10 protein-coding genes are annotated in these 11909 nt (G+C 65.8%); 8 read left to right on the top strand and 2 right to left on the bottom strand.

Annotated elements, in window-relative coordinates; translation table 11 throughout:
* The first annotated feature begins 55 nt into the window (after positions 1-55).
* Both BVH06_RS12065 and BVH06_RS12060 read left to right on the top strand, forming a co-directional pair.
* A complete protein-coding gene (locus BVH06_RS12065) occupies positions 56-856 on the top strand; it encodes a glucose 1-dehydrogenase (RefSeq protein WP_075934220.1) in 801 nt (266 codons plus the stop codon).
* Positions 849-2660: a glycoside hydrolase family 15 protein gene (locus BVH06_RS12060; protein ID WP_075934219.1), complete on the top strand. Its 1812-nt coding sequence runs from the start codon at positions 849-851 to the stop codon at positions 2658-2660. The genes BVH06_RS12065 and BVH06_RS12060 overlap by 8 nt, the downstream gene beginning before the upstream one ends.
* 10 nt (positions 2661-2670) lie before the next feature.
* On the opposite strand, the gene BVH06_RS12055 is transcribed toward BVH06_RS12060, so the two are convergent.
* On the bottom strand, positions 2671-3525 hold the full coding sequence (locus BVH06_RS12055; protein WP_075934218.1) for a DMT family transporter: 855 nt from the start codon (positions 3523-3525) through the stop codon (positions 2671-2673).
* 148 nt (positions 3526-3673) lie between these two features.
* On the opposite strand from BVH06_RS12055, the gene BVH06_RS12050 reads away from it, so the two are divergent.
* Entirely contained in the window at positions 3674-4726 is a 1053-nt protein-coding gene (locus BVH06_RS12050; protein ID WP_075934217.1) for a nitronate monooxygenase family protein, read from the top strand.
* A 71-nt stretch (positions 4727-4797) separates the two neighbouring features.
* On the opposite strand, the gene BVH06_RS12045 is transcribed toward BVH06_RS12050, so the two are convergent.
* Positions 4798-5067, bottom strand: coding sequence for a hypothetical protein (locus tag BVH06_RS12045; protein ID WP_075931108.1), 270 nt, complete (start codon positions 5065-5067; stop codon positions 4798-4800).
* 458 nt (positions 5068-5525) lie between these two features.
* On the opposite strand from BVH06_RS12045, the gene BVH06_RS12040 reads away from it, so the two are divergent.
* The 5 genes from BVH06_RS12040 (at position 5526) to astB (ending at position 11897) form a co-directional block, all read left to right on the top strand.
* A complete protein-coding gene (locus tag BVH06_RS12040; protein ID WP_075934216.1) occupies positions 5526-6746 on the top strand; it encodes an aspartate aminotransferase family protein in 1221 nt (406 codons plus the stop codon).
* A 123-nt stretch (positions 6747-6869) separates the two neighbouring features.
* Positions 6870-7886 carry an arginine/ornithine succinyltransferase subunit alpha gene (gene aruF, locus BVH06_RS12035; RefSeq protein ID WP_075931106.1) on the top strand — a complete coding sequence of 339 codons (1017 nt, stop codon included), beginning with the start codon at positions 6870-6872 and terminating at the stop codon, positions 7884-7886.
* 52 nt (positions 7887-7938) lie between these two features.
* A complete protein-coding gene (gene astA, locus BVH06_RS12030; RefSeq protein ID WP_075934215.1) occupies positions 7939-8955 on the top strand; it encodes an arginine N-succinyltransferase in 1017 nt (338 codons plus the stop codon).
* 135 nt (positions 8956-9090) lie between these two features.
* The gene (gene astD, locus BVH06_RS12025) at positions 9091-10545 is read left to right on the top strand and encodes a succinylglutamate-semialdehyde dehydrogenase (RefSeq protein ID WP_075934214.1); all 1455 of its coding nucleotides are present in this window, start codon (positions 9091-9093) and stop codon (positions 10543-10545) included.
* Entirely contained in the window at positions 10542-11897 is a 1356-nt protein-coding gene (astB, locus tag BVH06_RS12020) for an N-succinylarginine dihydrolase (RefSeq protein WP_075934213.1), read from the top strand. Before astD ends, astB begins: the two co-directional genes overlap by 4 nt.
* Positions 11898-11909 lie beyond the last annotated feature (12 nt).

Genomic DNA, 11909 nt, shown 5'->3' with positions numbered 1-11909 from the left:
ACTCTGCCGCTTTGCTTTCAGTCAGGTGTAGCAAGTCGAGGAAAGGGAAACGGCCATGCTCATCTCTCTGCAGTCACAGGTCGCGCTGGTCACCGGGGCGAGTTCAGGTATCGGCGCGGCTTCGGCCAAGGCGCTGGCCGAGGCGGGCGCCGCGGTGGTGCTCAACTATCGGTCCGGGCGTGAGGCTGCCGAAAAGCTCGCCGCGCAAATTCGCGATGGTGGTGGCCAGGCCATCGCCGTACAGGCGGATGTGTCCAGCGAGCAGGGCGTCGAGGCGCTGTTCGCTGAAACCCTTTCCGCGTTCGGGCGGCTGGACATTCTGCTGGCCAATTCCGGCATGCAGCGCGACGCGCCGACCGTGGACATGAGCCTGGACGAGTGGAACCAGGTGCTGCAGGTCAACCTCACCGGTCAGTTTCTCTGCGTGCGCGCGGCGCTGCGGCAGTTCGCCGAGCAGGGCATTCGCGAGGAGATTTCCCGCGCGGCCGGCAAGATCATCCAGATGAGTTCCGTGCACCAGCTGATTCCCTGGGCAGGGCGCGCCAACTACGCGGCCTCCAAGGGCGGGCTCGACCTGCTGATGCGCAGCGTGGCCCAGGAAGTGGGCGAGCAGCGCATTCGCGTCAACGCAATTGCGCCGGGGGCCATCCGCACCGCGATCAACCGTGAAGCCACCGAAGGTGCGGCTGCCGACAAATTGCTCGAGCTGATTCCCTACGGCCGTATCGGCGACGCTCAGGACGTCGCCAATGCGGTGGTTTGGCTGGCCTCCGACATGGCTGATTACGTTCACGGCACCACGCTGTTCATCGACGGCGGCATGAGCCTTTACCCGGAGTTTCGTGACAATGGCTGATATCCAGAATCGTCAGATGCCCATCGAGGCCCACGGCATCATCGGCGACATGCGCAGTGCCGCGCTGGTCGCCGACAGTGGTTGCGTGGACTTCTTCTGCTGGCCGGATTTCGACAGCCCGTCGATCTTCAGTGCCTTGCTCGACACGCCCGAAGCCGGGGTTTTCCAGCTGGCGCCGGATCTGCCCGAGGCGCGCCGTCAACAGCTGTATCTGCCTGATACCAACGTGCTGCAAACGCGCTGGCTGGACGAGCAGGCGATAGTGGAATGCACCGACCTGATGCCGATCAACGCGGATGCCGACGCTGCGCCAAGGCTGATTCGCACCATTCGCGTGGTCTCCGGCCACGCCACCATCCGCCTGCGCTGCCGGGTGCGCCACGACTACAGCCGTGCTGACACGGTCGCCGAGCTGGAAGGCGGCGACGTGCTGTTCACTGCGCCGGGCCAACCCAGCCTGCGGCTATCGGCGAGCGAGGCGCTGGAGGTCGACGATCAGTGCGCAGTTGCCGAATTCGAGCTGCGCGAAGGCGAGCACGCGGAGTTCGTGCTCGGTGCGCCGGATGATCCTCTGGTGTCCGCTGGTGCCTGCGAGCATTGCCGCGACGAGACCGTGAGGTACTGGCGGCGCTGGATGAAGCAGTCCAACTACCGCGGACGCTGGCGCGAGATGGTCCATCGATCGGCGTTGGCGCTCAAGCTGCTGACCTCGCGCAAGCACGGCGGCATCATCGCCGCCGCCACCTACGGCCTGCCGGAAGCGCCGGGCGGTGAGCGCAACTGGGATTATCGCTACACCTGGATTCGCGACGCCTCGTTCACCGTATACGCCTTCATGCGTCTGGGTTTCTCCGACGAGGCCAATGCCTTCATGCGTTGGGTGCGCGACCGCGTCGAAGACTGCTCGGAAACGCCGGCGCACCTGCGCATTCTCTACAGCCTGCGCGGGCAGCATCACTTGCCTGAAAGCTCCCTTGATCACCTGGCCGGCCATGGCGGCGCTAAGCCGGTGCGTATCGGCAACGAAGCCCACGAGCAAACCCAGCTGGATATCTTCGGCGAACTGCTGGACGCCGTTTACCTGGCCAACAAGTACGGCGAGGCGATCTCCCACGAGGGTTGGAAACACGTGGTGGGCATCGTCGATCAGGTATGCGACAGCTGGCAGCAGAAGGATGTCGGCATCTGGGAGATTCGCGGCGAGGAGCAACATTTCCTGCATTCGCGGCTGATGTGCTGGGTCGCGCTGGATCGTGCCATCCGCCTGGCCCAGAAACGTTCGCTGCCGGCGCCGTTCGCGCGCTGGAACGACGAGCGCCAGGCCATCCATGACGACATATGGAACAATTTCTGGGACGAGAGCTGCGGCCATTTCGTGCAGCGCATCGGCTGCCAGGACGTCGACGGCTCCATGCTGCTGATGCCGTTGATGCGTTTCGTCGCCGCTACCGACCCGCGCTGGCTGGCGACCCTGGAGGCCATCGAGCAGCAACTGGTGCGCGACGGCATGGTGTATCGCTATCGCACCGACGACGGGCTGGAAGGCGAGGAGGGCTCGTTCATGGCGTGCTCGTTCTGGTACGTCGAGTGCCTGGCGCGTGCCGGCAGGATTGAAAAGGCCCACCTGGAGTTCGAGCAACTGTTGCGCTATGCCAACCCGCTGGGTTTGTACGCCGAGGAACTGGACAGGCGCGGCCACCATCTGGGCAACACGCCCCAGGCGCTGAGCCACCTGGCACTGATCAGCGCGGCGAGCTTTCTCGACCACCGGCTCAGCGGCGAGCGCACCACCTGGCAACCTTGAGTAAGAGTGGTCAGTGGCCGCCCTGCAGGCCGGCCCAGGCCACGGCGCCAAGAATCAGCGCGCCACCGAGCAACATGCCGGCGGTCGGTACGGCGCCGAACAGCAACCAGGCGCCGGCGATGGCATAGATCGGCTCCATGGTAATCACCACTGCAGCGGTGTGGGTGCGCACGTGGCGCAGCGAGGCGATGAACAGGCTGTAGGCCAGGGCCGTGCACAGCACGCCCAGGGCCGCCAGTTGCCACCAGTCGTGAGTGCTGATGGTCGGCATCTCCGGGAGGCACCAGAACAGCAGCGCGAAGCTGATTGCCAGGCATTGCCACCAGCACGAAGCCAGGCCATCGACGTTGCTGGCCGCATGCTTGTTGGCCACGGCAATCGCTGCATATATCGCACCGGACAGCACGCCGTAGAGCAGGCCGACGGTGGCGCCATCGCGCAGGTCGAACGACGGGGTGATCAGGACCAGCCCGATCGATACCAGCACCAGTATCCAGCGATCACTACGCCCCAGGCGCTGGCCGAACAGCAGCCGTTCGGTCAGCGCGGTGAACGCGGGAAACGAGGCGAAGCCCAGGGTCGCCACGGCCACGCCGCCGGTTTGCACCGCCATGAAGAACAGCAGCCAGTGCGCCCCCAGCACCAGGCCCGTGGCTAGTAGCTTGGCAGCGGTGGCCGAAGTGACGCCGCGCCAGGGCCGCTTGCCCAGGCACAGGCAGAAAAGGCTCAGGGCCAAGAGCGCGAAGGCCGAGCGGCCCAGCACGATCATGCTGGCGCTGACCTTCAATGATTCGCCGAACAGCGCCGAAACGCCGACCAGCAGGGCGGCCGTATGCAGCTGAACGTGGGCGGTGCGAAGGCTCATTGGAAACCTGCCTGATCGGTGAAGTTACAGAGTGCCAAGTCAGGGGCGGCAGGTAAAACGGATTGTGCGGCTGGCTGGTCAGGTGAGCGTTACGCGGCCCGCGGCGTTATAGTCGGGAGCCGTGTCATCTTCATCAAGCGAGGATCTTATGAGTTGCGCAGCCCTGGGCATCGATTACCCGATCATCCAAGCGCCCATGGCGGGCACTGCCACGCCGGCTCTTGCCGCGGCGGTCAGCAACGCCGGTGGGCTGGGTTCGATCTCCATCGCCGCGGTGCAGGCCGAGGCCGGCCGGCAGATGATCCGGGAAACCCGAGCCGCCACGAGCAAACCGTTCAACATCAACGTGTTCTGCCATCGCCTGAGCGTCGCTGATGCGGCCAGGGAACAGGCGTGGCTGGCGCACTTGCAGCCTTATTTCGCCGAGTTCGGCGCGGCTGCGCCAGAGGCCATCCGGGATATCTACTGCAGTTTCCAGGAGGACGAAGGGCAACTGCAGGTTCTGCTGGAAGAGCGACCGCCCATCGTCAGCTTTCATCTTGGGCTGCCGCCTCAGTCGCGCATCGATGCCCTGAAAAGCGCCGGCATCACCTTGCTGGCGTCGGCCACCACGCTGGAGGAGGGGTTGCTGGCCCAGGATGCGGGCATCGACATCATCGTTGCCCAGGGCATCGAGGCCGGCGGCCACCGCGGCGTTTTCGACCCAGCCTACGATCAGGGCATCGGCACGCTGGCCCTGGTGCGGGTGCTGGTCAAGCACCTGAAGCGCCCGGTGATCGCCGCTGGCGGCATCATGGATGGCGCCGGGATCGCCGCGGCCTTGAGCTTGGGGGCCAGCGCTGCGCAGCTGGGCACCGCATTCATTCTTTGCCCCGAGTCGGCCGCCAACGAGGCCTATCGCCGCATGCTGGGCAGCGAGCGGGCGCAGGTCACCCAGGTCACTACGGCGATTTCCGGGCGCCCGGCGCGCGGCATCGTCAATCGTTTCATGGCCGAAGTCGGGGCGCCCGGCCACCCTGCAGTGCCTGGGTTCGGGATTGCCTACGATGCTGGCAAGCAACTGATCGCCGCCGCCGCCAAGGCCGGCAACGCCGAGTTCGCCGCCCATTGGGCCGGGCAGGGAGCGGCCCTGGCTCGGGCGATGCCGGCAGCCGAACTGGTGGCTGTGCTGCAGCGCGAGTACTTGGCGGCACGCGGCTAAACGGGGACTGCTGACGGGGGAGAGCATTTAGGCGGGCCGACGACGTCGGCCCGTACGGGAAGCGATGCGACTCAGGCCGAGTGCAGCTGGACTTCCTCGATGGCATCGACGCGGGTCGGGGCTTCGACACCGGTCAGTTCGCTGATCAGCACCCACTGCTGATCCAGCTCACGGCTCACCGCGCCGAGGCGGGTGATCATCTTCGAAGCGGCAGAGCGAACGCCGCTGTCATCGCTGCGCAGCAGGTCGAATGACAGCGCCGTCATGGCGGCAGTCATATGGGTGATGCTGCGAGAGGTGAGGGTGAGCAGTTCGGTCAGTTGTTGTTCTTTGGCGGTCATCTCGTGCTTCCTTGACTGGACGAGTCGATGCACAGCATTGATAGGAACCTGCGTCAGACCATCAGATCCTTGATGGCCGGCAGTGAGACGCCGTTCACAATAGAGCGTCGCACTGCGAGCAAAATGATATCACCGTCACTCCAGGGGCTGGCAATATGCCGCAGCAGGACGAATGAAAATATTTTTCATGCCCCAGGCCGCTTCGGGTCGGCAAATCCCTTGCTGATCCGCCCCACCTCGATGGGTACTGTCGATAAATGTTAGTCGACCCGTGCGCCGGAGCAGCCGCAACGTTTAAACTGCGCCTCGCGGGCCGACGGACGGGGTTCCCCCAGCTGCGGCCAGCTACGGCGCTGTAAGAAGTTGTCGCATGCCGGCAATGCCCGCCCATTAGCACCCCCTACAATCTTTCGCATCGCAGGCCCGCCAGGCCTGTGTATCTCGTCAGGAGAGTCCCGATGTCCGTTCAGCACGACCCGGTGCAACGCGCCGATTTCGACCAGGTGATGGTGCCCAGTTACGCGCCGGCTACGTTCGTGCCGGTTCGCGGCGCCGGTTCGCGCGTCTGGGACCAGAGCGGTCGCGAGCTGATCGACTTCTCCGGCGGCATCGCCGTCAACGCCCTGGGCCATGCCCATCCGGCGCTGGTCAAGGCGCTGAACGAGCAGGCCGGCAAGCTGTGGCACGTCTCCAACGTGTTCACCAACGAGCCGGCGCTGCGCCTAGCCAAGAAGCTGGTGGACGCCACCTTTGCCGACCGAGTGTTCCTCTGCAACTCCGGCGCCGAAGCCAACGAAGCGGCGTTCAAACTGGCCCGCCGTGTAGCCCACGACCGCTTCGGGGCGGACAAGTACGAGATCATCGCGGCGACCAACAGCTTCCATGGCCGTACCCTGTTCACCGTCAGCGTCGGTGGCCAGCCGAAGTATTCCGATGGCTTCGGGCCGAAGATCCAGGGCATCACCCATGTGCCGTACAACGACTTGGAAGCACTCAAGGCGGCGATCAGCGACAAGACCTGCGCCGTCGTCATCGAGCCTATCCAGGGCGAGGGCGGCGTGCTGCCGGCGGATCTGGCCTATCTGCAAGGCGCTCGTGCGCTGTGCGACGAGCACAACGCGCTGCTGGTGTTCGACGAGGTGCAGAGCGGCGTCGGCCGTTCCGGTCATCTGTATGCCTACCAGCACTACGGCGTGACGCCTGACGTGCTGTCCAGCGCCAAGAGCCTGGGCGGCGGTTTCCCGATCGCGGCGATGCTGACCACCGACGCCCTGGCCAGCCATCTGGCGGTCGGCACCCATGGCACCACCTATGGCGGTAACCCGTTGGGCTGCGCGGTCGCCGAGGCGCTGCTCGACGTGGTCAACACACCCGAGGTACTGGCGGGCGTCAAGGCCAAGCATGAGCGCTTCAAGACCCGCCTGCTGCAGATCGGCGAGCGCTACGGGGTGTTCTCCGGGGTGCGCGGCATGGGCCTGTTGATCGGCGCGGTGCTCTCCGATGCCTGGAAAGGCAAAGCGCGTGAATTTTTCGATGCGGCAGCCGGCGAGAATCTGATGATCCTGCAGGCCGGCCCGGACGTGGTGCGCTTTGCGCCCAGCCTGGTGATCGAGGATGCCGACATCGACGAGGGTCTGGATCGCTTCGAGCGTGCCGTGGCCAAGCTGGCCGGCGCCTGACCCTTACGGGCGGCTGGGCGCCGCCCGCTCAATTCGCTGTGTCGGCCCGTGCCGGCCAGCCTCACGGACGATGATTCTCGCTGCCAGGGCTGCAACGCCCCAGCCTTGCTGAAGGAGTGAACCATGCTGGTTATGCGCCCTGCGCGAATGACCGATCTCGCCGAAGTGCAGCGCCTGGCCGCGGACAGCCCGGTGGGCGTCACCTCGCTGCCCGACAACGCCGAGCGCCTGCGCGACAAGATCGCCGCGTCGGAGGCGTCGTTCGCCGCCGAAGTCAGCTTCAACGGCGAGGAGCGCTATTTCTTCGTGCTCGAAGACAGCGAAACGGGTCGCCTGTCCGGCTGCTCGGGCATCGTCGCCTCGGCGGGCTACTCCGAGCCGTTCTACAGCTTTCGCAACGAGACCTTCGTTCACAACTCCCGCGAGCTGAAGATCCACAACAAGATCCACGTCCTGTCGCTGTGCCACGACCTGACCGGCAACAGCCTGCTCACCAGCTTCTACGTGGAGCGCGGGCTGGTCGACAGTGTCTGGGCCGAGCTCAATTCCCGTGCGCGCCTGCTGTTCGCCGCCTGCCACCCGGAGCGCTTCGCCGACGCCATGGTGGTGGAGATCGTCGGCGAGAGCGACGACGCCGGCGAGTCGCCGTTCTGGGATGCGGTCGGCCGGCATTTCTTCGGCATGAGCTACGGCGAGGCCGAGCGCTTGTGCGGGCTGCGCAGCCGCGCCTACCTGGCAGAGCTGATGCCCCATTACCCGATCTATGTGCCGCTGCTGCCCGATGCCGCTCAGGAGTCCATGGGCCTGGTGCACCCGCGTGCCCAGGTGTCGTTCGACATCCTGATGCGCGACGGCTTCGAAACCGACCACTACATCGACATCTTCGACGGCGGCCCGACCCTGCATGCGCGCACCTCCGGCATTCGCTCCATCGCCCAGAGCGCGCTGGTGCCGGTGGTGCTCGGCGAGGCGGGTGAGGGCGGCCAGGCTTACCTGGTCAGCAACGAGCAATTGCAGGGGTTTCGTGCGGTCGTCGCCCAATTGGATTGGGCGCCTGGTCAGCCCGCGGTGCTCGATCCGCAGACCGCGCAGGTCCTCGGTGTCGCCGAAGGCGGCCAAGTAAGGCTGGTGGCGGTATGAGTTTTCCAACCATGAGCGCCACCCGTCTGGCTCGCGATTTTCCGGAGGCAGCATGATCGTTCGCTCCGTACGCGCCGGTGACCTGCCGGCACTGATCGACCTGGCACGCAGCACCGGCACCGGCCTGACCACTCTGCCGGCCAACGAAGCGCGCCTGGCCTACCGGGTCGGGCGCGCCGAAAAGACCTTCAGCGGCGAAGCCGAGCGCGGCGATTGCGACTACATGTTCGTGCTCGAGGACGATGACGGCCGCGTGCTGGGAATTTCCGCCATCGCCGGCGGCGTCGGCTTGCGTGAGTCCTGGTACAACTACCGGGTCGGCCTGACCGTTTGTGCGTCTCAGGAGCTGGGTATCCACCGTCAGGTGCCGACGCTATTCCTGGCCAACGACCTGACCGGCCATTCCGAGCTGTGCTCGCTGTTCCTGCATGCCGACCATCGCACCGGCCTGAACGGGCGCTTGCTGTCCAAGGCGCGGCTGCTGTTCATCGCCGAGTTTCGTGAGCGTTTCGGCGAGAAGATCATCGCCGAGATGCGCGGCGTGTCCGACGAGCAGGGCCGTTCGCCGTTCTGGGAGTGCCTGGGTCGGCACTTCTTCCGCATGGAGTTCTCCCAGGCGGACTACCTCACCGGCGTCGGTAACAAGGCGTTTATCGCCGAGCTGATGCCGCGCTTTCCGCTTTACACCTGCTTCCTGTCCGAAGCCGCCCGCGAGGTGATCGGCCGGGTGCACCCGGATACCGAACCGGCGCTGGCGATGCTCAAGTCCGAAGGCTTCAGCTACCAGGGCTATGTCGATATCTTCGATGCCGGCCCGGCCATCGAGGCGGAGACCACGAAGATCCGCGCGATTCGCGACAGCCAGCTACTGGTGCTGGCCATCGGCACGCCGGGCGACGATGCGCCAGTGTACTTGGTGCACAACCGCAAGCATGCCGATTGCCGCATTACCGCAGCCCGTGCGCGTATGGCTGCCGGGACGCTGGTGGTCGACCCGCTGACCGCCCGGCGCCTGCGCCTGAATGTCGGCGATCAAGTGCGCGCAGTGCCCTTGGCGGTAAAGGCCTGAGCCACCGTTTCTGATGTGACCCGGGGCGGCGCGCCGCCCCGACCGGCAATGTTGCCATAGAGCGACAGCCGTGACAGGTAGCAGGTCAGCGCCCAGCGCTGGCTTGTGCAACCGTGAAGCCTGGAGTGATAGACCATGAGCACGCATTACATTGCAGGTCTCTGGCAGATAGGACAGGGCAGCACCCTGGAGTCCCTCGACCCGGTCAGCCAGCAGGTGCTCTGGGTGGGCCGCGAAGCCAATGGGGCCCAGGTCGAGGCGGCCGTGCAGGCGGCCCGCGAAGCCTTCGCCGAATGGGCGGCGGCGCCATTGAGCGAACGAATCGCACTGCTCGAGCGCTTCGCCGCCGTATTGAAAGCCCGGCAGGACGAACTCGCCCGCACCATCGGTGAAGAAACCGGTAAGCCGCTGTGGGAAGCGATCACCGAAGTCGCCAGCATGATCGGCAAGGTGGCCATCTCCATCCACAGCCATGCCGAGCGCACCGGCCAGCGCAGCGGCGCCCAGGGCAGCGTGCTGCGCCACAAGCCCCATGGCGTGGTCGCCGTGTTCGGCCCGTACAACTTTCCCGGTCATCTGCCCAACGGGCATATCGTGCCGGCCCTGCTGGCCGGCAATACCGTGGTGTTCAAACCCAGTGAGCAGGCCCCGAAGGTCGCCGAGCTGACGCTCAACTGCTGGATCGAGGCCGGCCTGCCGGCTGGCGTGCTGAACCTGGTGCAGGGCGCGCGGGAAACTGGCGCGGCACTGGCGGCTCACCCGGGTATCGAAGGCCTGTTCTTCACCGGCTCCAGCCGCACCGGCAATCAATTGCACGCACAGTTCGGCGGCCACCCGCAAACCATCCTGGCTCTGGAAATGGGCGGCAACAATGCACTGATCGTCGATCAGCCTGCCGATGTCGATGCGGCGGTGTACTGCATCGTCCAGTCCGCATTCATTTCCGCCGGCCAGCGCTGCACCTGTGCCCGCCGTTTGCTGGTGCCCGAAGGCGATTGGGGCGACACACTGCTGGCGCGGCTGGTCAGTGTGGCTGCCAGCCTCAAGGTCGGCGCCTTCGATGCCGAGCCGGCGCCGTTCATGGGCGCGGTGATTTCCCTGGACGCCGCCCAGCACCTGCTCAAGGTGCAGGAGCGGCTCATCGACAAGGGCGCGCGGCCCCTGCTGGACATGAGCCAGCCGCTCGAAGGCGCGGCGCTGCTGACGCCCGGCATCATCGATGTCACCGCCGTGCAGCCGCGCGCCGACGAAGAAGTGTTCGGGCCCTTGCTGCAAGTGATTCGTTATGCCGATTTCGACGACGCCATCGTCGAAGCCAATGCCACCCGTTTCGGGCTTGCGGCCGGGCTGCTGTCCGATTCGCGTGAGCGTTACGAGCAGTTCTGGCTGCGCAGCCGAGCCGGCATCGTCAACTGGAACAAGCCACTGACCGGCGCCGCCAGCAGCGCGCCGTTCGGCGGCATCGGCGCGTCGGGCAACCATCGTCCCAGCGCCTATTACGCGGCGGATTACTGCGCCTATCCGGTCGCTTCGCTGGAAAGCGAGCAACTGGCGTTGCCCGACAGCCTGGCACCGGGAGTCAGCCTATGAGTCGACTCACCTCCTGCGAGCTGAACATCGACGGGCTGGTCGGCCCGACACACAACTACGGCGGGTTGTCGTACGGCAACGTGGCCTCGCAGAACAACTGCCAGGTGGCGTCCAACCCGCGGGAAGCGGCGCGTCAGGGCCTGGCGAAGATGAAGGCACTGATGGACATGGGCTACGCCCAGGCGGTGCTCGCGCCCCAGGAGCGCCCCGATGTGCAGGCGCTGCGTGCCTGTGGTTTCACTGGCAGCGATGCCCAGGTGATCGAGAAGGCAGCGCGCGAGGCCATGCCGCTGCTGGTCGCCAGTTGCTCGGCCTCGAGCATGTGGACGGCCAATGCGGCGACCGTCAGCCCCAGCGCCGATACCGCCGACGGGCGCGTGCATTTCACCGCGGCCAACCTCAACTGCAAGTTTCACCGCTCCATCGAACATCCCACCACCAGCCGAGTGCTGGCAGCGATGTTCGCTGACGAGCGCCATTTCGCTCACCACGGCGCCTTGCCCGCCGTCAGCCAGTTCGGCGACGAGGGCGCGGCCAACCATAGCCGCTTCTGCCGCGACTACGGCGAGCGGGGCGTGGAGTTCTTCGTGTTCGGCCGCAGTGCCTTCGACCTGCGCTTGCCGGCGCCGCAGCGCTACCCGGCGCGCCAGACCCTGGAGGCTTCTCAGGCCGTGGCCCGGCTGCACGGCCTCGCCGATGACGCCGTGGTATTTGCCCAGCAGAACCCGGCGGTGGTCGATCAGGGTGTGTTCCATAATGACGTGATAGCCGTGGGTAACGGCCAGGTGCTGTTCCATCACGAAGATGCCTTTCTCGACAGCGAGCGGGTGGTGGGCGAGCTTGGCGACAAGCTGGCGCGCCTCGGTGGGCAGTTGCAATCGGTGTGCGTGCCGCGCCACGTGCTGGGTGTCGAGGATGCGGTGCGCTCCTATCTGTTCAACAGTCAGCTGTTGAGCCGTGCCGACGGGCGTATGCTGTTGGTGGTGCCGGAGGAATGCCGCGGCAACCCTCGGGTCTGGGCCTACCTGCAGACGCTGCTGGGCAGCGACGGGCCGATTGCCGAGGTTCGTGCCTTCGACCTCAAGCAGAGCATGCAGAACGGTGGCGGCCCCGCCTGCCTGCGTCTGCGTGTAGCCTTGCAGGCAGAGGAGCTGGCGGCGATGAACCCGGGCGTGATGCTGACGCCGGAACTGTACGAGCGGCTGCTGCGATGGGTCGACTGCCACTATCGTGATCGCCTGAGCGAGCATGACCTGGCCGACCCGCAGCTACTCGACGAATGCCGCACGGCGCTGGATGAGTTGACGCAAATCCTCGATCTTGGCGCCGTGTACCCCTTTCAATTCATTTGAGCGGCTCGATGG

Origin of the sequence: Pseudomonas sp. PA27(2017) (genome assembly GCF_001945445.1) — a bacterium.
Classification (GTDB): domain Bacteria; phylum Pseudomonadota; class Gammaproteobacteria; order Pseudomonadales; family Pseudomonadaceae; genus Aquipseudomonas.
This window is presented reverse-complemented; position numbering and strand designations above follow the sequence as displayed.